Below are 24,369 nucleotides of genomic sequence, written 5' to 3'. Positions count from 1 at the left end.
GCTAAAGGTCCAGTCCCAGCTTGCGGATCAGGGCGGGCACGGCGGGCTCACGCAGGGCGAAGGCGCGGTAGGCGTCACCAGGCGGGACCGCCGCGCCAACACCGAGCAGTGCTGTCTCGAGGCGCCGCGCGGTGTCTGCATGGAACAGACCGCCCGCCGCCTCGAACACTTCGATGGCATCGGCGACCATCACGTCGGCCCAGTGGTAGCTGTAGTACCCCGCCGCATAGGCATCGGCGAAGACGTGCGCGAAATTCATCACACCGTGGCGCGGGGCAACGCTGCGCGGCATGCCCATTTCGGCGAGTACCCTCCGCTCGACCCGTTCGGCATCGACCACGCTGCCCGGTCCCATGCGGTGGAGGTGGAGGTCGACGAGGGCGGGACCAGCCAGCGACAGCACGAAGGCGCCCGGATCGAAGATCCCCCCCGCCGCCAGCTGGCGCTGCATCGCTTCCGGCATCGGCGCACCGGTCCGATGATGGCGGGCAAAGCGGCCGAGCACTTCGGGAGTGGTGACGAGATGCTCGAACAGCTGCGAGGGCATTTCGATCATGTCCCACGCGACATGGGCCATGCCTTGCGCCGGGTGGTCGACCACTGTCAGCAAGGCATGGAGCGCATGGCCGAGTTCATGGAACAGAACGCGTGCATCCTCCCACGATAGCAGCACCGGCTCGCCCGGCGCGGGGGGCGTGAGGTAATGGTGGATCGCCGTCAGCGCGGGCTCATCGGGGCGGGAGGCCAGCCTGCCGCGATAGCAATCCATCCACGCGAGCGCGCGCTTGCCTTCGCGCCGGAACAGATCGAGCCACAGCACGCCGATGAGCTCGCCATGCTGGCGCACTTCCCATGCCGAGACGGCCTCATGCCAGCCATACAGGTCGTCGCGCCGGGTGAAGGCGCATTGATAGAGCGTGCCGGCCGCCCAGAACATGCCCTCGATCATGCTGTCCAGCTGGAGGTATTCGCTGAGCTGCACGGCATTGAAGCCGCGTTCGCCGGCGCTGAGGATGTCGTTGAGGAACGGCCGGTCCCACGGTTCGAAGCGCGAACCGATGCTGCGGGCCTGCGGCAGTCTGGCAAGGCGCTCCTCGTGCCGCGCGGCGGCTTTCACCGCCTCCCGGGCAATCGTCTCGACCAGCTCCAGCGCCCGGTCTCCGTTGCGGGCCATCCGGTCCGCGGCGGCGAGATCGGCGTAATTGGCATAGCCGAGCAGCGCGGCCTTGCGGGCCCTGAGGTTCAGGATTTCCGCCACCACCGGCGGGTTGGACACGGCGCCGCGCTGGACCCACATCCGCCAGACGCGTTCGCGCAAGGCGCGGTTCTCGGCCTGCGCAAGGATGGCATCGACCACCGGTCTTGCACAGGGCACGCAATAGGGCGCACCGACACCGCAGGTCTGGGCCTCGCGCCGAAGCACATCGATCATCGCCGCATCGACTCCGGCAAGCGTGCGAATATCCTCGACCGGTGCGTGGAGCTGGGCGGTATCGGCCAGCAGGTTGGCCTGAAAGCGGGCCTCGAGCGCCGCAAGCTGGGCGTTGACCGTCTTGAGTTCGGCGAGCTTACCCGGCGCAAGGCCGGCGCCGCGTGCCCGCATGGCGGAGAGCACCAGTCTTGCGGTGCGGCGCTCGCTGGTTGTCAGCTGTTCCTGCCCGGCAATCTCGGCAATGCGGGCAAACAGCGCGGGATGCCAGGCAAGCTCATCTTCCATCACGCCGCGCAGTGCCGCGAGGTCAGCCAGCGTGGCTTCATCTTCGGGGCGCGCGGCGGTGTTGCGCACGTGGCGAAGCAAGGCTTCGGCCTGATCGAGCCCGTGTTCGGCCATCTGCAGCGGCAGCAGCGTGTTGGCAAAGCTGGGTGGCGCCGGATCCTCCGCCACCGCAAACGCCACCTCCCGCCATGCCGCGATTGCCGCCCGGTAATGAGCGTCAAGCGCTGCCGCGGTGACTGAGCCCAGCGGCGGCAGCCCCCCGCGTGGGCCCCGCCATGCCAGATCGGGCGCCGCCAGCATCAACCGCTCGGCCTCAGAAGCTGTAGCGGGCGGCCAATCGGTCCGTCCTGGGCACCTACGTAGGTAAGGCCCGGGACGGTGAGCAGCACGTCCTTCACATCGGCTGCACCGCGACTCCAGAGGGCCTCGTTGCTGAGTGCGGTCACCGAGATCGGCACGTCCTGAAGCCGTTCGGAAACCTTGCGGGCAGTGACCACGATCTCGCCGGCGTCTGTGGCCTTTGCGTCCGTATCGTCGGCCGCCTTTGCCGCGACCGGGAGCATGAGGCAGGCTGCGGTGGTCGCCAGCAGCGCGCGACGGGTCCGGTTGGACAAAGAGATCATGACGCCCCCTTCCTTGTGGCGAAAGGGCCGGCCCCACCCCCTCATGGCGGGCATTCGCCCCTTTCTGACGGACAGATCATTGGAGATGTCGGGCGCGCATACTTTTCCGCGGGACCGAACTTTCTTTGCAAAACACAGGTTCGGGCGGCGCGGCTGGTGCTTGCGCAAAAGTCCTACGGGCCATCGCACAAGTCTGGAGGCGCGACATTTGCAAACCATCGGCCTCGAGACGGAGGCGCGTCGCAATTCCCACCGGGGGTGATGAGATGAACCGAACGCTGCAGGACTGGACTTTGGCTGCCGAAGCGTTGCGGCCCGATGCGCGATCGCTGATCAGTGGCACGCGGGTCACAAACGGAGATGCCGCGCCGCTCGACGTGGTCAACCCTGCCAACCGTCGGGCCCTCTTCCAGCTGGTCTCGGCCGATGCGCAGACCGTCGATGCCGCAGTCCAGGCCGCGCGCGCCAGCTTTGCCGATGAACGCTGGCGCGGGCAGGGGCCGGGCGCGCGCAAGGCCATGCTTTTCGCGATCGCTGATCGACTGGAAGCACGGGCGCAGGAAATCGGGCTGCTCGACAGCCTCGAAATGGGCAAGCCGATCAGCGAAGCGGTAGCTCAGGTGAGCATTGCTGCCTTGTTCTTCCGGCACTACGGCGAGGCGCTCGACAAGCTTTATGGCGATGTGGCGCCGTCCGATGCGGCCACACTCGGCCTCAGCCTGATCGAGCCGCGCGGGGTGGTGGCGGGGATCGTGCCGTGGAACTTCCCGATCATCAACGCTGCGCTCAAGGCGGCACCCGCCTTGGCGGCGGGCAACTCGGTGGTGCTCAAGCCTTCGGAAATCGCCGGCCTCTCGGCACTGGCCCTTGCCGAAGTCGCGCTGGAGGCAGGGCTGCCCGAAGGCGTGCTCAATGTGGTGACAGGCACGGGACCCGTCACCGGCGCAGCGCTCGCCGCACACCCGGGGATCGACCTCATCGACTTCACCGGCAGCACGCGGACCGGACGCGCGGTGATGGGGCTTGCTGCATTGAACGGCACGCCATCGCACATGGAACTGGGCGGAAAATCGCCGCAGATCGTGTTTCCGGATATGGCGGGGAGTATTGCCGACATCGCGCCGGTCATGGCGCATGAAGTGTTCTGGAATGTCGGGCAGTGGTGCGTCGCACGTTCGCGCCTGCTCGTCCATGCCTCGCTCTATGATGAAGTGGTCGCGGCGCTCGTCGACGCGGCCAAGACCTATGTTCCGGGCAATCCGCTTGATCCGGCGACAAGCTACGGCGCCGTCGCCTTCGAGGGCCAGTACCGCAAGGTCTGCGCCTATGTCGAACAGGCGCTGGGTCAGCAGGCACGGACCGCGACGCCATGGGCTCCGCGCGAGGATCCGGGCTTCGCCGTGGCGCCCGTTATCCTGACCGGCGTCTCGCCCAGGTTGGCGATTGCGCGCGAGGAGGTGTTCGGGCCGGTGTTGGCCGTGATGGCGTTCGAAACCGAGGAGCAGGCGCTGCACCTCGCCAATGCAAGCGAATACGGACTTGCCGCCAGCGTCTGGACCAGGGACCTTGCGCGCGCGGTGCGCATGGGGCGCGGGCTGACATCGGGACGGATCTCGGTGCGGTCCGGCGTGCCCGGCGGCGAGGGCAGCGGCATGGCGATTTCGGCCGAGCCGTTCGGCGCGTCCGGCTTCGGCGTGGCCGGCGGCATGGCCGGCTTACGTTCCTATTGCAGAATCAAAGGAATCGAGTTTACAATATAAGCATATTGCAAGTTAGGAGCCCTACGGAGGGACCGCAGGCAATTCAGGGGAGGTCATGACGCAAGATCTCGGCACCTCGATCGGCAATTCCCCGGCCTCATGGGTGACGGCGGGCGATATCCTGTCGATGGCGTCGCGCCCGCGTGCGGTCTATGACGACGCATCCGTGCGCGGCTGGGACGAGTATCACGAGATTCGTCCTGGATTTTCGCTCATCGCCGGATGTGCTGAATACCTTGTTCAGCAGCGTGCGACGTTCAACGGGGGCGACGCCTTCAAGCTGCACTTCAAGATTGAGGGGCACTCGATTATCAGCGACGGACGGGGGCACGAGGCCCAAGCGGACGCGGGGACGATGTCATATCTCGTTCAACCGCGCAATTCGGTGAAGTTCGAACAGCATCTCATGCAGTCGCGCGAATCCGCGATTACCTTCATGTGCAGCCAGCCTTTCCTTGCCCAACTGGCGGATGACGCCGAACTGCGCATGCCGCGGCCGATCCGCGATTTCATCGACGGGCGCGATCTCGACTTCCATTGCGACGTGCTGCCGCTGCCGGCGGCGCTCCACACCATGGTGGGTGATATTCTGCAGCCGCCTTATAATGGTGCGATGCGCACGATGATGGTGCAGGCCAAGGCGATGGAAGTGCTCTGCGCCGCGCTGACCCGGATTGCCGAGCATGGCGATAACAGCACAACGATCCGTCCGCGCGATCTCGCCAAGGTGCGCGAGCTGTGCGAAATCCTGCAGGCCGATCCCTTCAGCACCACCAGCATCACGCGCCTCAGCCGCATGGTCGCGTGGAACGAATCTCAGATGACCGAGCAGTTCCGCCGCGTGACCGGCACCACCGTGTTCGGCTATCGCCAGCAGCTGCGGATGGACCACGCGCTGCGTCTGCTCCAGACGAGCGACCGGTCGATTACCCAGATCGCGTTCGATGCGGGCTATGAACATGCCAGCAACTTCGCGACCGCCTTCAAACGCACCTTCGGCTTCTCCCCGCGTGAGGCGCGGCTGTGCCGGAAGGGTGATTGCACAGGCCTTTCGGCCATCGTCAAAAGTTGAGCGGTCCGGGCCGGGTTATCGCTGCCAGTATGGACCTTTCGCGCTACTTCAGGCCCGATTATCAGGCGGCTCGCTGCCGGTTTCTCGGCACCGCCACGGCGGCAGGGGCTGCCATCGAAAGCATCAGCCATCCCGAGCGCGGGCCCGACGGGCTGCTGCTTGCGACCGATGTCGCGTGGATCGGTCCCGCCGATGCCCCTGCCGCGCTGGTGCTGCTTGCGGGAACGCATGGGGTCGAAGGTTTTTGCGGATCGGGCGCGCAGATCGCTTGGCTTGATAGCGGCGCAGCGCAGGTTTTGCCGCCGGGCGTGGCGGTCATGCTCGTCCACGGCGTCAATCCGCACGGCTTTGCCTGGCAGCGCAGGGTCGATGCGGCGAACGTCGATCTCAACCGCAACTGGGTCGATTTCGGCGGCCCGCTTCCCGACAACCCTGGCTATCGCGCGCTGCATCCTGTGCTGATGCCGGACACCTGGACCACCGGGACCTCTGCCGAGATCGCGAAGGCGCTCGCGGACTACGCCGCCGAAAATGGCGAGGCGGCGCTGCGGCAGGCGCTGACGGCAGGGCAATACAGCCATGCCGACGGGATCTTCCACGGCGGGACGGAGCCGACATGGTCGCGGATGACCCTGACGGCGATTTACCGCGAGAAGCTGGCAGCAGCGCAGCGAGTGGCGATCATCGACTACCATTCCGGCTTGGGGCCGCGCGGGATGGCCGAGCAGCTCGTGCCGGTGCCCAAGGGCAGCGCCGCCTATGCGCGCACAGTGGCGGCGTTCGGAGCGGGAATTCTTTCGGTCGTGGACGGGGCCTCCTCGTCTGCCAAAGTTGGCGGCGATGGACTCGCCGCTGCGGCGAATGTGCTGTCCCACGCGGAAGTGACCACGATGGCGATGGAATATGGCACGCGGCCGTTCGATGTGGTGCTCCACGCCCTGATTGCGGACAACTGGCTCCATGCGCGCGGCGATCCGCTCTCGCCTGAGGGGCAGATGATCACCGCGCAGCTTCGCGATGCCTTTGTCGGCGATGACGACGTGTGGCGGGCAATGGTTGTCGGCCAGTCCGCGCTGGCGATCCGGCAGGCACTGGCGTTCCTGGGTTCGCCCGCATGATCCCGCAGTACGAGGCCGATGTCGTGGTGGTCGGGCTCGGCAGTTCCGGCAGCGTCTTTGCCGGAAGGCTTGCTGAAAGTGGCCAGCACAGCCTCGCCATCATCGAGGCCGGGGATCGGCAGTGGCCCAAGGTCAGCACTATTCCCGCTGCCGTTTTCCGCACGCTTGGCCGGTCCGAGTACGACTGGAACTTCGAGACCGAGCCCGACCCCACACGCGGCAATCGCAAGGACATCTGGCCGCGCGGCAAAGGGCCGGGGGGCAGCAGCCTGATCAACGGCACGATTTTCGTGCGTGGCAATCCGGCGGACTATGATGCGTGGGACAAGCTCGGTGCGACCGGGTGGGGCTATCGCAGCGTCCTCCCGCACTTCCGCAATCTGGAGCGCTGGCACGAGCCTGATCAGCATCGCGGCACCTTTGGTCCGCTCCCGATCGAAGTGCCGCCCTACGAATACGAACTCACCCAGACGCTGATCCATGCTTCGCGCGCCGCCGGCTTCGGCACGACGGACGACTACAACGGCGCCTCGCAACTGGGCTTTGGCCGGGTGCAGGCGAACCAGCGAAAAGGGCGGAGGGTCAATCCCTTCGACGTGTTTCTTGTGCCCCATCTGAAGTCGCCCAAAGTGCGGCTGTTCACGAACGCCGAGGCTGAACGGCTGCTGTTTGATGGCAAGCGCGTGGTCGGCGTCGAGATGCGCCGCAACGGCGTGCTGCAGCGGGTCATGGCGCGGCGCAAGGTGGTGGTCTGCTCGGGCGCGATCGCCTCGCCCACGCTGCTGCTGCGCTCCGGGTTGGGGCCTGCCGAAGAACTGCGGGCTTTGGGGATCGAACCGGTGGTTGATCTGCCGGACGTCGGCCGCAACTTGCGCGAACACGCCGGGGTGATGATGCCGTTCCGGGTCGATCGGCCGACGGTCAACCAGCACGGATCGCGGCTCGGCATGGCACGTGCGTTGCTGCAGTGGTTCGCAGGGAAGGGGCCGGCCGCAGCGGCGACGGCGCAGGCCGTGGGCTTCCACCATATCGATGATCCGTTTGGCCGGGCTGACCTGCAATTCCACTTCTCGCCCTTTGCGTTCGGTCAGGATGAGATGGGCCGCTTGGTGCTCCCGCGTGAGCGGATGGTGCTGATGGCGCCGAGCGTGAACCACCCTGAAAGCTCCGGCAGGCTCCGGCTGCGTTCGCATCTCGCCGGCGTGCCGCCGATCATCGAGCCGCGCTTCCTTGAGGCTGAGCGCGATGTGGCGACGCTGATCAAGGGGGTGCGGCTGATCGAAAAACTGCTCACCACCGAGCCGTTTGCACAGCACATGCGCGGTTTTGTCGATCCACCGCCCGCCGATGACGGCGAGATGGAAGCCTTCGTTCGCGAGCGCGCGGCGCCGCTCTATCACCCGGTCGGCACTTGCCGCATGGGGAGCGACGCCAAGGCGGTGGTCGATCCCGCGCTGAATGTCCGCGGAGTACAGGGGCTTAAGGTGGTCGATACCTCGATCCTGCCTGCCCATGTCAGCGGCAATACCCATGCCGTGGCGCTGATGATCGGCGAGAAGGCCGCGAGCGAGTTCGCCGCGTGAGCGGCGCGGAGGCCGATCCGGTCGCGCTCGTCGAGGGGCAATTGCAGGCCTATAATGCGCACGATATCGACGCGTTTTGCGTGCATTATGACGCCGATATCGAAGTGGCGCTGCTGGGGGACGATGCGCCGCCCCTGCGGGGCATGGCGGCCTTCCGTGACCGATATATCCGCCGCTTTGCCGAGAGCCCGCAGGTCCATGCCGACATCGAGCAGCGCATCGTGCTGGGGCGCTTCGTGATCGATCTGGAGCGGCTGACCGGGACTGCGCCGCAAGTGCGCCGGGTGATCGCGATCTACGAGACCGGTGGCGGCCTGATCCGCCGCGTGTGGTTCGGGCAGGGGTGAGCCATTCGATGACGAGGCCCCTCTCGGTCGCCCGCACTTTGGCTTTCTCCAGCCTTTCGGTGCCGCTTTCGATCCTCAGCCTGCCGATCGTGATCTATGTCGGGCCTTACTACGGTGAGGAACTCGGTATCGGGCTCGGCGCGGTTGGGACCGTTTTCCTTGTCGTGCGCATTCTCGATGCCATGCTCGATATCTTCGTCGGGCGCTGGTCGGACCGGACGCGCTGGCGGATGGGGCGGCGCAAGCCGTGGATCCTCGTCGGCGCGCCATTGCTGCTGGCGGCCTCGATCATGGTCTCGTTCCCGCCTGTCCGGCCGGGGGTGATCTATTTCGCGGTGGCCGTCTCGCTCTACTACATCGCATGGACGGTGGTGCAGATCCCGCATCTCTCGTGGGGGCAGGACCTTGGCGGTGACGAGGCGGGGCGGCGGCGCATGTCGGCCTGGCGCGAATCCGGCACCGTCGTGGGCGCGTTGATGGCGGGCCTGCTGCCGCTGATCGTCCCGCAGGCGGCAGGCACTTCGACCGCCGCGCATGCGATCTGGGTGCTGGGCATCGCGGCGACAGTGTTGCTGGCGCTGACCCTGATCGCCGCGCTGCTCTTCGTGCCTGAACGTGCGGCAGGCGAGGCGGAGGTCACCAATGCCGAGCCGCTATGGGGCGCGCTGCGCTCGGTGCCGGTGCTTGCCGCGATCTCCTCGATCCTGCTGATGAACTTCGCGGCGGGCAGCTACAATGCGGTCGTGCTGATCCTGATCGAAGAGGAATACGGCCTCAAAGGTGCGTTCCTGCCGTTCGTGCTGCTGCAATACGTGATCTGCCTCGCGACCGTGCCGCTGACCATCCGTGTCGCGCGGCGCGCGGGGACCTACACCGTGCTGGTGGGCGGCGTGCTCGTCTTCGTCGTCGGCCTGCTTGCCTTCGCCGCGATGCCGCCCGCGCAGCCTGCGACCTATGTGCTGGCGCTGGCTGCAGGGATCTATGTCAGCACGCTGCTGGTGCTTACCCCGGCCTATGTCGCCGAATTTGCTGCCGCCGATCTTGCCGCAAGCGGGCGCGACCGGATGGGCGAGTTCATGGCGCTCTACAATCTTTCGAGCAAGCTCGGCGCGGCGTTCGGCACCGGGGCGGGGCTGATCGTCTACGATGCGCTCAAGCCCCATGTTGCGGGCGGGCTGATGAGCCCGGGGCGCGTGGTGGGGTGCTATCTGCCCGTCGCGATCTTCGCGCTTTCGCTCGCCGCGCTCGCCCGGAGCCGTAAACCTATCACTTTCGCCTGATGAGGCCCCGCGGTTCAGGCGGCATGCTGCGCGCCTGACGAGGGGGAGTTGACGGGCATGGGTGAGCTTTCAGGCAAAGTGGCGATCGTGACCGGCGCCGCGCGCGGGCAGGGCCGGGCGATGGCGCTGGCACTGGCTGGAGCCGGCGCGGACGTGGCGATCTGTGATGTGGGCGAGGCAACCATGCCGAGCGTCGGCTACCCGCTTGGCGGTGCGCTCGATGCCGTTGCGCGGGAGATCGAAGCGCTCGGCGTGCGTGCGCTGTATGCTGCCTGCGATATCCGCCGGCAGGCCGAGATCGATGCGTTCGTGGGCCGCGTGCAGGCAGAGTTCGGGCGGATCGATATCCTTGTCAACAACGCGGGTATCCTCACCGGCAATGCGCCGATGCACTTGCTCGATGACGAGACCTTCGAGACGACCCTTGCGGTCAACCTGACGGGCGGCTGGCGGATGAGCCGCGCGGTGGTGCCCATGATGATTTCGGGCGGCGCGGGTGGGCGGATCATCAATATCGCCTCGGTGGCGGGCATGATCGGCACGCCCGGCTTCGGCCACTACTGCGCGACCAAGCATGCCATGATCGGCATCACCAAGACGATGGCGGCCGAGCTTGGCGCTCACGGCATCACCGTCAACGCGGTATGCCCCGGGTTCCTGCCCACGCCGATGGTCGAACATACCGCGAGCGAGATCGCCGCTCGTGCCGGGCTGACGCAGGAACAGGTCTACGAGCAGTACCTCAGCGTCGCGCATGTGAAGGAGCCGATCCAGCCCGAGCAGACCGCCGCCTCGGTGCTCTATCTGGCGAGCGAGGCCGCGCGGGTGGTGACGGGCTCCAGCCTTGTGATCGATGCGGGCTGGTCGGCCACCTGAAGCCTTGCACCGCGCGGAAATGTGCCCCTAGATGGGCGGACAAACCAAACCGGAGAGGGATGACCGCATGACGGCCTATGTAGTTTTCATCAAGGACGGCGTGAACGATCAGGCAGAGCTCGACCAGTACAACGCGAAGGCGGGCGCCTCGATCGCCGGGCATCCGCTCAAGCCGCTGGCGTTCTATGGCCCCAACGAGACGTGGGAAGGCCCGGCCGCCGAAGGCCTCGTGATCATCGAGTTCCCCGACATCGATGCGGCCAAGGCCTGGTACAACAGCCCGGCCTATCAGGACGCCAAGGTGCACCGCCTCAAGGGCGCGACGTACCGCGTGATGGTGACCGAAGGGGTCGGCTGAATCCGGTTGCAAGGCGGGCTGCTTAAGGCATGATGGCCTGATGGCGCCCGCCCATCAGACTATTTCGCACCGCTCGATGCTGATCGCGGGCTTCTCGACTGTCGTCGAGTGGTACGATTTCACGCTCTACATCTATGTCGCGACCATCCTTTCGCGGGTGATGTTCGGCGGCGGCGATGGTTCGCTGGTGGCCGTGCTGGCGGGTTTCGCGATATCCTACCTGATGCGGCCCCTGGGTGCGCTGGCGATGGGGCATTATGGCGACCGGCACGGTCGGCGGCGCGCGATGCTGCTCTCGATGGCCATGATGACCGCCGCGATGCTGAGCTGCGCACTGCTGCCGACGCACGCGCAGATCGGCCCGGCGGCGGGCTTCCTGCTGCTTGGGCTGCGCTGCGTGATGGCCTTCGCGGTGGGCGGCGAATATACCGGCGTGGTCGCCTATCTGATCGAGGGTGCGGGGCCGAACCGGCGCGGCCTCATCACCAGTTGCGCCTCGGCAGCGAGCGAAGTGGGCGCGCTGCTCGCGGTCGGGGTTGCGGCCATGACGGCCTGGGCGCTGCCCGCCGGAGCGCTCGATGCATGGGGCTGGCGCATTCCGTTCTTTTTCGGCGCGCTGCTGGCGGGCGGGGTGCTGCTGGCGCGGGCAAACATGGACGAATCGCCCGAGTTTGAACGCCACAAGGCGGCGGGGACGGTGCCCAAGGCGCCGCTGCGCCATGCGATGGTCCATGAACGCATCGGCATCATCCGAGGATTTGCGATCTCCGCGCTGGGCTCGATCAGCTACTACGTCGGCATCACTTATGTGCCGACCTTCCTTGGCTCGGTGGGGGCAGTGGGCGAGGGGGCAGCACTGACGCTGTCGACCGTGGCGGCTTTCGTTGTCATCGCGGTGACGCCGCTGGTGGGCGCGCTTTCCGATCAGATCGGGCGGCGGCCGGTGCTGATCGGCATTGCGCTTGCCTGCGCGGTCGGGCCGATTACCCTGTTTTCGCTGATGGCACACGGCGGGATCTGGCCGGCGCTTGTCGGCGCGGTACTGCTGGCGGCGCTGGGCGGCGCGTGGAGCGCGGTCGGTGCGGTGGCGACCGCCGAACAGTTTTCCGGGCAGGCGCGGCTCTCCGGCCTTGCGCTGGGCGTGACGAGCGCGACCGCGATTTTCGGCGGGCTCACCCCGCTGGTGGCGCAAGTGCTGCTGGAGGGGACGCATTGGCCCGCAGTCCCCGGTGCCATGATCGCCGTGGTCGCGCTGGCGATCCTGCCGGTGCTCTGGCGCATTCCCGAAACCGCACCCCGCCAAAGCTGGACAGCCGCGCCGCAACCGATATAGTTCGCTTACCTAACAATAAGCGGAAGAAGGCCATGGCAACGCAAGCGGCGCTGGATATCGAAGATACGGCGCGCAAAGCTCCGGCACTAATCCGCTATCTGGATGAAGGCGAGTACGTCACCCGGCGCTATGTCAGTCAGGGTGTCGAGATGAACACCGGCGATTACCGCGACTATCCCGTCGAGGTGCGCGACGGGATGCCTATCCGGGATCATTTCAGCCTCGATGTGCATGGCTTCGTGATCGCCAGGCATCAAAGCGCGATAGTCGATTTCCATGACAAAGCCGCCGTCGATGCCGGGTATCAGCGCGAAGTCGAAGCACTCGTGGCGCGGCTGACCGGCGCCGACAAGGTGGCGACGCAAGGCTGGATGATCCGCACTTCGGGCGACCTGTCGGCGCGCGCCCAGGAGAAGGTTGCGGGCTACGTGCACTCGGGCGGCATCCAGCCTCCCGCGGGCGAGGCGCATGTCGATTACAACGAGCTGACCGGCAAGCGCGCGGCGGCGCGGGTCTACGGGCAGGCGTTTCCGGATGGGCCGGGCTACCAGCGCTACATCTGCTTCTCGCTGTGGCGCACCTTCTCACCGGGCCCACAGGATTGGCCGCTGGCGGTGTGTGACGGGCGCACGGTCGGCGATGCCGAGACGGCCTCCAACACGCTGTTCGTGGTGGATGAATTCCCGGTCGGCGATGCACTGACTGCGCCGGTCGAGGGCGAGGACCAGATGATCGCCGCGACGATCTTCCGCTATCGGCCTCAGCACCGCTGGTGGTACTTCGCCAACATGGAGGCGGACGACGTGCTGCTGTTCAAGTTTCAGGACAGCGCCCATTCCGTCACCTGGCGCTGCCCGCATACCGCGTTCCACGACACCAGCCTGCCGGACACGAAGATCCGCGAAAGCATCGAAGTGCGCGGGGTGGCGTTCTTCGAGTGATGCGCCCCCGGGCGACCGGTAAAGTTCGCATTGAGCGGCCGAAAGGAATGCCTTCGCGCGGTGCTCCCAAATGGGAGCTTTGTCCAACGGAATGAGAGGCCATGTGCGCTGCCACAATCCATGAGGCACGCCATGTCCGATCCCGTCAGCACATCCACCCTGACTCACATCCAGCGGCTCGAGGCCGAGGCGATCCACATCATGCGCGAAGTGGTGGCCGAGGCGACCAATCCGGTGATGCTCTACTCGGTCGGCAAGGACAGCGCGGTGATGCTGCACCTTGCGCGCAAGGCGTTCTACCCCAGCCCGCCGCCGTTCCCGCTGCTCCATGTCGATACGACGTGGAAGTTCCAGGCGATGTACGAACTGCGCGAACGGATGGCGAAGGAGAGCGGCATGGAGCTGCTCGTCCACCAGAACGAGGAAGCCAAGGCGCGCGGGATCAACCCGTTCGACCACGGCCCCTTGCACACCGACATGTGGAAGACCGAAGGGCTCAAGCAGGCGCTCGACAAGTGGGGCTTTGATGCCGCCTTCGGCGGCGCGCGGCGTGACGAGGAGAAGAGCCGTGCCAAGGAGCGCATCTTCAGCTTCCGCACGGCCTCGCATGGCTGGGACCCGAAGAACCAGCGCCCGGAGCTGTGGAACATCTACAATGCCCGCAAGAACAAGGGCGAGAGCATCCGCGTGTTCCCGATCTCGAACTGGACCGAGCTCGACATCTGGCAATACATCCGCCTCAACGACGTGCCGATCGTGCCGCTCTACTACGCGGCGGTGCGGCCGACCTTCGAGTGGGAAGGCGGCCTGTTCATGGCCGACGATCTGCCGCGGCTTGAGAAGGTTCTGGGCTACAAGCCTGAAATCACGGAACGTTCGATCCGCTTCCGCACCTTGGGCTGCTTCCCGCTGACAGGTGCGGTGGAGAGCAACGCGACGACGCTGAGCGAAGTGATCCAGGAAACGCTGCTGACCACCACCAGCGAACGGCAGGGCCGGGTGATCGACAAGGATGCCGGCGGAGCGGGCATGGAAGTCAAGAAGCAGCAGGGGTACTTCTGATGTCGGGTGCGGACGTGATCTACCAGACCGAGGCCCTGATTGCCGAGGACATCGAGGCCTACCTCAACCTGCACCAGCACAAGTCGATGCTGCGCTTCATCACCTGCGGCAGCGTGGATGATGGAAAGTCCACGCTGATCGGGCGGTTGCTCTACGATTCGAAGATGATCTTCGAGGATCAGCTCGCAGCGCTCGAGAATGACAGCAAGAAGGTCGGCACGCAGGGCGGCGAGATCGACTTCGCACTGCTGGTCGACGGCCTCGCGGCGGAACGCGAGCAGGGCATCACCATCGACGTCGCCTACCGCTTCTTCAGCACCGAGAAGCGCAAGTTCATCGTCGCGGATTGCCCGGGACACGAACAGTATACGCGCAACATGGTGACCGGCGCTTCCACCGCCGATCTTGCCGTGATCCTGATCGACGCGCGCAAGGGCGTGCTCACGCAGACGCGCCGCCACAGCTATCTCGCGCACCTCATCGGCATCCGCCACATCGTGCTCGCGGTGAACAAGATGGACCTGATCGGCTATGATCAGGCGAAGTACGACGCGATCGTTGCCGACTATGCCGCGTTTGCCGCCAGCATCGGGATCGAGGCGTTCACCGCTATGCCGATCTCGGGCTTCAAGGGCGACAATATCACCGCGCCCAGCGCAAACACGCCGTGGTACTCGGGCCCGACGTTGATGGGCCATCTGGAAGCGGTGGACGTGAACACGGCGGCCGAAGCGGCGGGCGTGTTCCGCTTGCCGGTGCAGTGGGTCAACCGCCCGAACCTTGATTTCCGGGGCTTCTCGGGCCTTATCTCGAACGGCACCGTGCGCAAGGGCGATGCCGTCCGCGTGCTGCCTTCGGGCAAGACCAGCACGGTGACGCGCATAGTCACGCTGGATGGCGATCTGGAGGAAGCGGTCGCAGGCCAGTCCGTCACGCTCTGCCTTGCGGACGAGATCGACTGCTCGCGCGGTGACGTGATCGCCGCTGCCGACGCGCCGCCGCAAGTGGCCGACCAGTTCGAGGCGAACCTCGTGTGGATGGCCGACGAAGCGCTGGTGCCGGGCCGCGCCTATTGGCTGAAGCTCGCCAGCCAGACCGTTTCGGTCACGGTTTCGCAGCCCAAGTGCACGATCAACGTCAACACCTTGGAGCGCCTTGCCGCCAAGACGCTCGAACTCAACGCGATCGGCATTGCCGAGATCACCACTGATCGCGCAATCGTGTTCGAGCCCTATGGCGAGAGCCGGACGCTCGGCGGCTTCATCCTGATCGACAAGATCAGCAACGCGACCGTCGCGGCGGGCATGCTGAGCTTCAGCTTGCGCCGCGCGCAGAACGTGCACTGGCAGGCGCTTGATGTCTCGCGGGCTGCGCATGCGCGGCTCAAGGGCCAGAGCCCGGCGGTGCTGTGGTTCACCGGGCTTTCGGGTTCGGGCAAGTCGACCATCGCCAACCTCGTCGAGAAGAAGCTGCACGCATTGGGCAAGCACACGTTCCTGCTTGATGGCGACAATGTGCGCCACGGACTCAACAAGGATCTGGGCTTCACCGAGGCCGACCGCATCGAGAACATCCGCCGCGTGGGCGAGGTGGCCAAGCTGATGACCGACGCGGGGCTCATCGTGCTCACCGCCTTCATCAGCCCGTTCCGCGCCGAGCGTGACATGGTGCGCGGCCTGCTGGCGGATGGCGAGTTCTTCGAGGTCTTCGTCGATACCCCGCTGGAAGAAGCCGAGCGGCGCGACGTGAAGGGGCTCTACAAGAAGGCGCGTTCTGGCCAGCTCAAGAACTTCACCGGGATCGACAGCCCGTATGAAGCGCCGGAAAACCCCGAAATCCGCGTGGACACGATGCGCGAAACCCCCGAAGAGGCGGCGGAACGGATCGTGGCGCTGATCATCGGCGACTGGATGCCGATCATCTGACGAGTGCAGGGGTCTTGATGGACGATATCGAACTGGCGCGGCATCTGGCGGCGGGCGCCGCGCGCATCCTGATGGACCTGCGCGGGGCCGGCACGCACGAAGGCAAGGCCCTCGGCGCCGAGGGGGATCTCCGCGCGAATACCTGGTTGATGGCCGAAGTCGCGGCGCACCGGCCGGATGACGGCGTCTTGTCGGAGGAAACGCAGGATACCCCCGAGCGCCTCGGCAAGTCGCGCGTCTGGATCATCGATCCGCTTGATGGCACGCGCGAGTATGGCGAAGGCCGCAGCGATTGGGCCGTGCATGTCGGCCTTGCGGTGGACGGTGTCGCCACGCTCGGTGCAGTGGCACTGCCGGGGCTCGATCTCGTGCTTGATAGCGGCGCGCCGCAGCCGCTGCCGCCGATGGCTGAGAAGCCGCGCCTGCTGGTCAGCCGCACCCGGCCTGCGCACGAAGCGGTCGAGGTCGCCAAGATGCTCGGCGGCGAGCTCGTGCCGATGGGCTCGGCGGGCGCCAAGGCCATGGCCGTCGTGCGCGGGGAGGCGGAGATCTACCTCCATTCGGGCGGCCAGTATGAATGGGACAACTGCGCGCCGGTGGCGGTGGCTGCTGCCGCCGGGCTTCATGTCTCGCGGATCGACGGCTCACCGCTCGTCTACAACAACCGCGATACGTACCTGCCGGACCTTCTGATTTGCCGTCAGGAATGGGCAAGGCGAGTCCTTGGTGCCGTTACGGCAATCGAGGCTTGACCGGCATCTGGTTTGCAAGCACGGGGAGGTGCGATGATCGATCCCCGCCAGTTCCGTGATGTGCTTGGAGCCTACCCGACCGGGGTCTGCGTGGTGACCGCGCTGGCCGAATCGGGCGAGCGCTTCGGCCTTGTCGTTGGCTCGTTCACCTCGATCTCGCTCGATCCGCCGCTGGTTGGTTTTTTCCCCGACAAGCGCTCCGGCACCTGGCCCAAGATCGCGGCAACGGGGCGTTTCTGCGTCAACGTGTTGGGGGCCGATCAGCTCTCGCTGTGCCGCCGGTTTGCTGCGCGCGCGGAAGACAAGTTTGCCGAACTTGCGCATGGGCTCAGCCCGGCGGGCCTGCCGGTACTCGACAACGCCATCGCGTGGATCGATTGCACGATCGAGCGTGTGACCGAAGTGGGCGATCACTGGCTCGTCGTGGGCGCCGTGGAAGCGCTGGGCAAGGAAGGCGCGGGCAACCCGCTGCTGTTCTTCCGCGGGCAGTATCACGATCTCGCGCTGCTCGCCGATTGATCGGCCAAGGCTACCCACGGGTAGATTTATTTGTAGTCAAGATTCCAGTTTGATCTCGGTCAAGGATCGCGCCCGGCGACTCTGCCACAAGGATGGGGCGCGGAAGGACCCGCCCGGGTTCTTGGGCTGTCATTCCCCCTTCCGCCGATTTCTCCCCGACTTCGGGCGGCGAGCATCCCTTGCCGCCCACTTTTCGTCATGTTTTTAGGTAGCTAGACGGATGCACGATTGCCGCAGACCTCTCCGGCTGGTAGAACCGGAATGGATGAGCGCCTGTGATACTTGCATAGTCCGCAATCGGGCCATTTGTGCCGGTCTCGAGCACCCCGAGATTACGGCGCTCAGCGCCATGGGCCGCCGCCGCTCCGTTTCCGCCGGTGAACCGCTGATCTGGGAGGACGACGACTCGCTGCTCGTCGCCAACGTGATCGAAGGCGTCCTCAAGCTTACCACCAGCACCGCCGATGGCCGCGAGCAGATCGTCGGCGTCGCCTATCCTTCCGACTTCATCGGCCGCCCGTTCGGCCAGACGAGCGCAGCGAGCGTCGTCGCGCTCACCGATGCGCGGGTCTGCGTGTTCGCCCGCAATGATTTCGACCGCTTCGCGCGCGAGCACCCCGAGCTCGAGCACAAGCTGCTCGAACGCACGCTGGCCGAGCTCGACCGCACGCGCGCATGGATGATGCTGCTCGGCCGCAAGAGCGCGCCGGAGAAGATAGCGACTTTCCTGCTCGATATGTCCGAGCGCCTCGCGGACAACGGCTGCATGGCCCACACCGGTCCGGCGCGGCAGTTCACGCTGCCCTTCTCGCGCCAGCAGGTGGCGGACCTTTTGGGCCTGACCATCGAGACGGTGAGCCGGCAGTTCACCAGGCTCAAGGCCGATGGCGTTGTTGCCCTGCCCGGGCGGCGCGATGTCGAGATCCTCGACCGCAGCGCGCTGGAACTGCTCGCGGGCTGAACCCAAGACTTTCCTGTTCGCAAAACAACGGCGGGCAGCGGCCAGGACCGAAGGTCTGCCAGCTACCCGCCGCCCCTCCTTGCGGGAGGTATGCACGGCCGCGCGGGTAAGGTCGGAGGCTATCCGCGCCGGCCGTGCAATCGGTTCAGAAGCGGTAGGAGACGCCTGCGCTCAGGATCCAGGCGTCGATCTTGTGGCGCGTGGTCAGCGCCTCGACACCGCCAGCGGTGTAGAAGCGGGCGGTCGTGTCCATCCAGTACTTCTTGGCATCGAGGCTGAGGCCGAAGCCCTTCTTGCCCAGCGCGATATCGACACCGCCCTGGACCGCGACACCGACTTCGTTGGACAAGTGCACGCGCGCCGCGCCGAGCGAGGCGGCGGCCGCACCGGGGCGTTCACCCAGCCACAGGTAGAGCGACGGGCCGACGCCGACGTAAGGCTTGATCCCGCCGGGCAGCGGCAGGTGATACTTGAGCGTCAAGGTGGCGGGGATGAGGATCGCGTGGTCGACAATGGCCGCGCCGGCGAGCGGACCGGCGCCGGTGACATGGTGCGCGCTGGTGCAGCAGATCGTTTCGGCGGAGATGTTCTTCGTGAAGAAGTACTCGATCGCGAGCGTCGGCACACCGTTGTCGCTCGCCTTGGTCTGCGATCCGGCAGGCAGACCGATGAGATCCTTGTCGACGCGGCTGATCTTGCCATCAGGCAGCACGGCCGAGCCGAGCACCTTGATCTGCCACTTGCCCTCAGTCGATCCCGCATGGGCAGGTGCTGCGACAAGGGCGGTGGAAGCGAGTGCTGCGAGCGTAGCGGCAGCGTGGAGAGTCTTCATGAGCTGGGGCTCCCTCAGCTGCGGATGTCCTGCCCCTCGCAGGACGGCTTGAAGGCCGCAGCACACCGTCTCAATGCCGGGAGGACGCACTCGCAACATTGACGGAGCGCAAATCACGACAAGAAAAAATAACCGTTATGGCAAATAAAATCCCGCTCCTTGCGAAACAGCTTCGCAGAAATTGACACGGGTCAATGTTGCGGGGGCGAAGGCGGGGCAGGGACAGTCCAGCTTCTTGGTTCGAAGGGAAGGTCCATGGACTCCGTTCTCCCGCGCACCGGCCTATGGTTGGCTGCGTTGTTCTTCGCGGTGATCGCCACCGCACTGGCGGCCGATATCGGTTTTGCCGTCCATATGATGATCTGCGCAGCTGCCGCGCTCGTCGGTCTTGTCGTCACGGTGCGGGGCTGGGATCCGGCTGCGGCGATTCGCCCAGTTGATACAGGGCGTTATGACGACGACCTGATTCGCCTCGGCGTGATCGCGACGGTGTTCTGGGGCATGGCGGGGTTTCTGGCAGGCCTCTACATCGCGCTCGAGATGGCTTTCCCCGAATTCAATCTGGGGCTGCAATGGATCAATTTCGGGCGGCTGCGGCCCTTGCACACCTCCGCGGTGATCTTCGCGTTCGGCGGCAACGCGCTGATCGCGACATCGTTCTACGTGGTCCAGCGCACCTGCCGCACGCGGCTCGCCTTCCCGGCGCTCGCGACGTTCGTGTTCTGGGGGTACCAGCTTTTCATCGTGCTGGCAGCGACCGGCTACCTCATGGGGATCAGCCAGGGCAAGGAGTACGCTGAACCGGAATGGTACGTTGACTTGTGGCTCACCGTGGTCTGGGTCGCCTATCTCGCGGTCTTCGTCGGTACGCTGCTGAAGCGCTCCGAGCCGCATATCTACGTCGCCAACTGGTTCTACCTCTCGTTCATACTGACGGTGGCGATGCTCCACCTCGTCAACAACGTGAACGTGCCGGTGAGCTTCTTCGGATCGCGCAGCTATCCGCTGTTCGGCGGGGTGCAGGGCGCGCTCGTCCAGTGGTGGTACGGCCATAACGCGGTGGGCTTCTTCCTCACCGCCGGCTTCCTCGCGATGATGTACTACTTCGTGCCGAAGCAGGCCGAACGCCCGGTCTATTCCTACCGGCTGTCGATCATCCACTTCTGGGCGCTGATCTTCCTCTACATCTGGGCGGGTCCGCACCACCTCCACTACACCGCGCTGCCCGACTGGGCGCAGACGCTGGGCATGGTCTTCTCGGTCATGCTGTGGATGCCGAGCTGGGGCGGCATGATCAACGGCCTGATGACGCTCAACGGCGCCTGGGACAAGATCCGCACCGATCCGATCCTGCGCATGATGGTCCTCGCGCTCGCCTTCTACGGCATGAGCACCTTCGAGGGCCCGATGATGAGCATCAAGTCGGTCAATTCGCTGAGTCACTACACCGACTGGACCATCGGCCACGTGCATTCGGGCGCGCTGGGGTGGAACGGGATGATCACGTTCAGCTGCCTTTACTACATGACGCCGCGCCTGTGGGGCCGGGAACGCCTCTACTCCTTGCGCATGGTGAACTGGCACTTCTGGCTCGCGACCTTGGGGATCGTTTTCTACACCGCCGCGATGTGGGTGGCGGGGATCACCCAGGGGCTGATGTGGCGCGAATACGGGCCCGACGGTTATCTGGTGAACTCTTTCGCCGAAACCGTGGCTGCGCTTCACCCGATGTACGCGCTGCGGGTGGTGGGCGGGCTGCTCTACCTTTCGGGCGCGGTGGTCATGGCCACGAACATTACCCGCACGATCCTTGGGCACAGCCGTGACGAGCAGCCGCTGCATTCGGCCGCCTTCGACCCGGCGCGCGACGTGCCGCTGGCCCCCGCGACCTACCTCTGACCCGGCCTGACAGGAGATACTGACATGGCTACTTTCATGGAGCGCCACCGCAAGCTGGAGCGCAACGTTACCTTGCTGGCGGTGCTGGCCTTCGCGGCGGTGACGGTGGGCGGGATCGTCGAGATCGCGCCGCTGTTCTGGATCGACAACACGATCGAGAAAGTGGAGGGGATGCGCCCCTACACCCCGCTCGAGCAGGCCGGGCGCGACATCTATGTGCGCGAGGGCTGCTATGTCTGCCACAGCCAGATGATCCGCCCGTTCCGCGACGAGGTCGAACGCTACGGCCACTACAGCCTCGCGGCGGAATCGATGTACGACCATCCATTCCAGTGGGGCTCCAAGCGGACGGGGCCTGACCTTGCCCGCGTCGGCGGCAAGTATTCGGATGAATGGCACATCCAGCACCTCAGCGATCCCCGCTCGGTGGTGCCGGAATCGATCATGCCGACCTACGCCTTCCTCAAGGAGCAGCCGCTCGATCAGGGCGACATGGTACCGGCGCTGCAGACGCTGGAGCGGGTGGGCGTGCCCTATACCAAGGACGAGATCGCCGCCGCCAACGATGACCTCAAGGCGCAGGCCGATCCCGATGCCGATCACGCGGCGTTCCTCAAGCACTACCCCGGCGCCACGGCGCGCGACTTCGATGGTGATCCGGGGCGGCTGACCGAGATGGATGCGCTTGTCGCCTATCTCCAGGTGCTGGGCACGATGGTCGATGTGAACGCCCCGGCGGCGCAGGAACATCTGGCCAAGGAGAAGGGCCGGTGAACGCCTTCCTCCAGCTCTCCACCCATTCGACCTACGACCTGCTGCGGCATCTGGCCGACAGCTACGGGCTGGCGATCATGGCGCTGGTCTTCGTGGGCCTCTGCCTCTGGCCGTTCCGCCCGGGCGGACGCGCGGCGAGCCGCGATGCGGCGCTCTCGATCTTCGAGGATGACTCCAATGACGCATGACAGCACACACCACGCAAAGGTGATCGATCACGCCACCGGCACGGCCAAGGTCGGGCACGAATGGGACGGGATCGAGGAGCTCGATACGCCGCTGCCGCGCTGGTGGCTCTGGACCTTCTACGCGACGGTCGTTTTCGCGCTGGTCTACGTTGTGCTCTATCCGGCGATCCCGATGCTCCATTCGGCGAGCGCGGGTACGCTGGGCTGGTCGAGCCGCGGCGTGCTGGCCGACGAAGTCGCGCATGAGAAGGCCGAGCATCAGGGGGTGCGCGATGCCCTCGCGGCTACTCCCATCGAGGCGCTGGCCGCCGATCCGGCCTTGCAGCGCGCCGCGATCGAAGGCGGGCATGCGGCGTTCAAGGTGAACTGCGTACAGTGCCACGGCGCGGGCGCAGCGGGCGCGAAGGGCTATCCCAACCTCAACGACGACGACTGGCTGTGGGGCGGCGATCTGAGCGCGATCCAGCAGACGCTGGTGAACGGCATCCGCCAGCCGGGCAATGACGCCACCCGCAGCAGCCTGATGCCGAGCTTCGGCAAGGATGGCATCCTCACGCCTGCGCAAGTGCAGGATGTGGTCAGCCATATCCGCGTGCTGAGCAAGCAGGACCCGGCGAACGCCTCTTCGCGGCGCGGCGCGCAGATCTTCGCAGACAACTGCGCGGTCTGCCACGGCGCGAACGGCGAGGGGAACCGCAGCGTCGGCGCGCCAAAGCTCAGCGACAAGATCTGGCTCTATGGCGGTGATCGCGCCTCGCTGGTGGGCACCGTGACCAATGCCCATGCCGGCGTGATGCCCGCCTGGACCGGTCGTCTCGATCCGGTGACGATCAAGATGCTGGCGGTCTACGTCCATTCGCTGGGGGGCGGCGAAGCTGCGCCTGCACCGGCGGCGCCTGCGGCAACTCCGACTGCGGGGGCGGCGCGGTAACCACCATGAACATGATGGATCCGAACATGACCGAAGCAGCGGCCCCGCTCTATGCCAAGCGGACTGCGGTATTCCCGAAGAAGATCGACGGGCCGTTCCGCCGCTTCAAATGGTTCGTCATGGCGGTGTGCCTCGCCGTCTACTGGGGCACGCCGTGGATCCGCTGGGACCGGGGACCGCACGCCCCCGGGCAGGCAGTGCTTGTCGATCTGGCGCACCGCCGGTTCTACATGTTCGATATCGAGATCTGGCCGCAGGAGTTCTACTTCGTCGCTGGAATGCTGATCATGGCGGGGATCGGGCTGTTCCTCGTCACCAGCGCAGTCGGCCGGGCGTGGTGCGGCTATGCCTGCCCGCAGACGGTCTGGACCGACCTCTACCAGCATGTCGACCGCCTGATTGATGGCGACCGCAATGCGCAGCTGCGGCTCAATGTGGCGCCCTGGACCCCGGCGAAGTTTGCCCGCCGGATGTTCAAGTGGGGCGTCTACCTTGGCATCGCCTTCGTGACCGGCGGCGCGTGGATTTTCTACTTTGCCGATGCGCCGACGCTGCAGCGCGAGTTCTGGACCGGCACCGCGGCGCCCGTCGCCTATGCCTCGACGGGCATTCTCACCTTCACCACCTTCTGGCTCGGCGGCTTCATGCGCGAGCAGGTGTGCATCTACATGTGCCCCTGGCCGCGCATCCAGACCGCGATGCTCGATGAGAACTCGCTGACCGTCACGTACAAGCACTGGCGGGGCGAGCCGCGCGGGTCGCTCAAGGAAGCGAAGGGCGCCGCCAGCCCGATTGGCGACTGCATCGATTGCAAACAGTGCGTGGCGGTCTGCCCGACCGGGATCGACATCCGCGAGGGGCCGCAGATCGGCTGCATCACCTGCGCGCTGTGTGTCGATGCCTGCGACCGGGCGATGGCCTCGGTGGGCCGTGCAAGGGGCCTCATCGACTACTGCACGCTCATCGATGCGGAGCGCGAGATCGGGGGCGAGCCCGCGCGGCCGGTGGCGAAGGTGCTGCTGCGCCCGCGCCTCATCGCCTATTTCGCGGTGTGGGGCGGGATCGGCCTTGCGCTGCTGTTCATGCTCGGCGCGCGCGAGCGGCTGACGCTGTCGGTCGCGCGCGAGCGCAATCCGGAGTTCGTGCAGCTTTCAGGCGGCGCGGTGCGCAATGCCTTCACGCTGGCGCTGCGCAACATGGAAGACCGCCCGCGCACCTTGCGTATAGCAGCCGAAGGGCTGCCCGGTGCTGCGCTCTACACCGACGAGATGGACCGCCACGCCGCCCGCGCAAGCATCGACGTGCCGGTCCCGGCAGACAGCACCGCCAAGGTGCGGCTCTATGCCGTGGTGCCCGCCGACAAGGCCCATCCGCAGGATTTCGCGCTGACCGCGACTCCACTTGACAACGAAGGCCGCGCGCCGCGCCGCGAAACGCACTTTGCGGCGCCGGAAGGTGCGCATGAGGCAGAGGAACACGAGTGATGGCCTACGCCCGCCACACCCACACCCGTTCGTG

Annotated in this window: 23 protein-coding genes; 20 read left to right on the top strand and 3 right to left on the bottom strand. The window is 66.0% G+C overall.

Features of this window, described 5'->3' with window-relative positions:
• Position 1 precedes the first annotated feature (1 nt).
• Together IP83_RS15135 and IP83_RS15130 are read right to left on the bottom strand one after the other, a co-directional pair.
• Positions 2-2,017 carry a M3 family metallopeptidase gene (locus tag IP83_RS15135; RefSeq protein WP_054123067.1) on the bottom strand — a complete coding sequence of 672 codons (2,016 nt, stop codon included), beginning with the start codon at positions 2,015-2,017 and terminating at the stop codon, positions 2-4.
• Entirely contained in the window at positions 2,017-2,340 is a 324-nt protein-coding gene (locus tag IP83_RS15130; protein WP_156309753.1) for a hypothetical protein, read from the bottom strand. Before IP83_RS15130 ends, IP83_RS15135 begins: the two co-directional genes overlap by 1 nt.
• A 266-nt stretch (positions 2,341-2,606) precedes the next feature.
• Here IP83_RS15130 and IP83_RS15125 point away from each other — a divergent pair, with 266 nt between their 5' ends.
• From IP83_RS15125 to IP83_RS15055, 15 genes are all read left to right on the top strand, one after another.
• The gene (locus IP83_RS15125) at positions 2,607-4,100 is read left to right on the top strand and encodes an aldehyde dehydrogenase (RefSeq protein WP_054123065.1); all 1,494 of its coding nucleotides are present in this window, start codon (positions 2,607-2,609) and stop codon (positions 4,098-4,100) included.
• A gap of 55 nt (positions 4,101-4,155) precedes the next feature.
• Positions 4,156-5,172: a helix-turn-helix transcriptional regulator gene (locus IP83_RS15120; protein WP_054123064.1), complete on the top strand. Its 1,017-nt coding sequence runs from the start codon at positions 4,156-4,158 to the stop codon at positions 5,170-5,172.
• Positions 5,169-6,290, top strand: coding sequence for a M14 family metallopeptidase (locus tag IP83_RS15115; RefSeq protein WP_197274392.1), 1,122 nt, complete (start codon positions 5,169-5,171; stop codon positions 6,288-6,290). The genes IP83_RS15120 and IP83_RS15115 overlap by 4 nt, the downstream gene beginning before the upstream one ends.
• On the top strand, positions 6,287-7,873 hold the full coding sequence (locus tag IP83_RS15110) for a GMC family oxidoreductase (protein WP_054123062.1): 1,587 nt from the start codon (positions 6,287-6,289) through the stop codon (positions 7,871-7,873). Before IP83_RS15115 ends, IP83_RS15110 begins: the two co-directional genes overlap by 4 nt.
• The gene (locus IP83_RS15105) at positions 7,870-8,220 is read left to right on the top strand and encodes a nuclear transport factor 2 family protein (protein ID WP_054123061.1); all 351 of its coding nucleotides are present in this window, start codon (positions 7,870-7,872) and stop codon (positions 8,218-8,220) included. The genes IP83_RS15110 and IP83_RS15105 overlap by 4 nt, the downstream gene beginning before the upstream one ends.
• 8 nt (positions 8,221-8,228) lie before the next feature.
• A complete protein-coding gene (locus tag IP83_RS15100; RefSeq protein WP_082364743.1) occupies positions 8,229-9,500 on the top strand; it encodes an MFS transporter in 1,272 nt (423 codons plus the stop codon).
• A gap of 57 nt (positions 9,501-9,557) precedes the next feature.
• The gene (locus tag IP83_RS15095) at positions 9,558-10,376 is read left to right on the top strand and encodes an SDR family NAD(P)-dependent oxidoreductase (RefSeq protein WP_054123059.1); all 819 of its coding nucleotides are present in this window, start codon (positions 9,558-9,560) and stop codon (positions 10,374-10,376) included.
• Positions 10,377-10,443: 67 nt separating this feature from the next.
• Positions 10,444-10,734 carry a DUF1330 domain-containing protein gene (locus IP83_RS15090; protein ID WP_054123058.1) on the top strand — a complete coding sequence of 97 codons (291 nt, stop codon included), beginning with the start codon at positions 10,444-10,446 and terminating at the stop codon, positions 10,732-10,734.
• Between the two features lie 40 nt (positions 10,735-10,774).
• Positions 10,775-12,067: an MFS transporter gene (locus IP83_RS15085; protein WP_054123057.1), complete on the top strand. Its 1,293-nt coding sequence runs from the start codon at positions 10,775-10,777 to the stop codon at positions 12,065-12,067.
• Between the two features lie 32 nt (positions 12,068-12,099).
• Complete coding sequence (locus IP83_RS15080) at positions 12,100-13,008, top strand: CmcJ/NvfI family oxidoreductase (RefSeq protein ID WP_054123056.1); 909 nt, start codon at positions 12,100-12,102, stop codon at positions 13,006-13,008.
• Between the two features lie 132 nt (positions 13,009-13,140).
• The gene (gene cysD, locus IP83_RS15075; RefSeq protein ID WP_054123055.1) at positions 13,141-14,070 is read left to right on the top strand and encodes a sulfate adenylyltransferase subunit CysD; all 930 of its coding nucleotides are present in this window, start codon (positions 13,141-13,143) and stop codon (positions 14,068-14,070) included.
• The gene (gene cysN / locus IP83_RS15070; protein ID WP_054123054.1) at positions 14,070-15,995 is read left to right on the top strand and encodes a sulfate adenylyltransferase subunit CysN; all 1,926 of its coding nucleotides are present in this window, start codon (positions 14,070-14,072) and stop codon (positions 15,993-15,995) included. The genes cysD and cysN overlap by 1 nt, the downstream gene beginning before the upstream one ends.
• 17 nt (positions 15,996-16,012) lie before the next feature.
• Positions 16,013-16,747 (top strand): 3'(2'),5'-bisphosphate nucleotidase CysQ, encoded by a 735-nt coding sequence (locus IP83_RS15065; protein ID WP_054123053.1) that lies wholly within the window; start codon positions 16,013-16,015, stop codon positions 16,745-16,747.
• 33 nt (positions 16,748-16,780) lie between these two features.
• Entirely contained in the window at positions 16,781-17,266 is a 486-nt protein-coding gene (locus IP83_RS15060) for a flavin reductase family protein (protein WP_054123052.1), read from the top strand.
• 265 nt (positions 17,267-17,531) lie between these two features.
• Positions 17,532-18,227, top strand: coding sequence for a Crp/Fnr family transcriptional regulator (locus tag IP83_RS15055; RefSeq protein ID WP_054123051.1), 696 nt, complete (start codon positions 17,532-17,534; stop codon positions 18,225-18,227).
• A gap of 145 nt (positions 18,228-18,372) precedes the next feature.
• Here IP83_RS15055 and IP83_RS15050 read toward each other — a convergent pair whose 3' ends face one another.
• Positions 18,373-19,059, bottom strand: coding sequence for an OmpW family protein (locus IP83_RS15050; RefSeq protein ID WP_054123050.1), 687 nt, complete (start codon positions 19,057-19,059; stop codon positions 18,373-18,375).
• Positions 19,060-19,314: 255 nt separating this feature from the next.
• On the opposite strand from IP83_RS15050, the gene ccoN reads away from it, so the two are divergent.
• Genes ccoN through ccoG form a run of 5 tightly spaced genes read left to right on the top strand, consistent with a single transcriptional unit; the run spans position 19,315 to position 24,335 of the window.
• Positions 19,315-20,958: a cytochrome-c oxidase, cbb3-type subunit I gene (gene ccoN, locus IP83_RS15045; protein WP_054123049.1), complete on the top strand. Its 1,644-nt coding sequence runs from the start codon at positions 19,315-19,317 to the stop codon at positions 20,956-20,958.
• Positions 20,959-20,982: 24 nt separating this feature from the next.
• Entirely contained in the window at positions 20,983-21,732 is a 750-nt protein-coding gene (gene ccoO / locus IP83_RS15040; RefSeq protein WP_054123048.1) for a cytochrome-c oxidase, cbb3-type subunit II, read from the top strand.
• Positions 21,729-21,920 (top strand): cbb3-type cytochrome c oxidase subunit 3, encoded by a 192-nt coding sequence (locus IP83_RS15035; RefSeq protein ID WP_054123047.1) that lies wholly within the window; start codon positions 21,729-21,731, stop codon positions 21,918-21,920. The genes ccoO and IP83_RS15035 overlap by 4 nt, the downstream gene beginning before the upstream one ends.
• Positions 21,910-22,851, top strand: coding sequence for a cytochrome-c oxidase, cbb3-type subunit III (gene ccoP, locus IP83_RS15030; RefSeq protein WP_082364742.1), 942 nt, complete (start codon positions 21,910-21,912; stop codon positions 22,849-22,851). Before IP83_RS15035 ends, ccoP begins: the two co-directional genes overlap by 11 nt.
• Before the next feature lie 26 nt (positions 22,852-22,877).
• A complete protein-coding gene (gene ccoG, locus IP83_RS15025; RefSeq protein WP_156309752.1) occupies positions 22,878-24,335 on the top strand; it encodes a cytochrome c oxidase accessory protein CcoG in 1,458 nt (485 codons plus the stop codon).
• Positions 24,336-24,369: the final 34 nt, after the last annotated feature.

The organism is Novosphingobium sp. AAP93, assembly GCF_001296055.1.
GTDB lineage: Bacteria > Pseudomonadota > Alphaproteobacteria > Sphingomonadales > Sphingomonadaceae > Novosphingobium.
The sequence above is the reverse complement of the archived record's forward strand: the minus strand, read 5'-3'. Positions and strand labels throughout refer to the sequence as shown.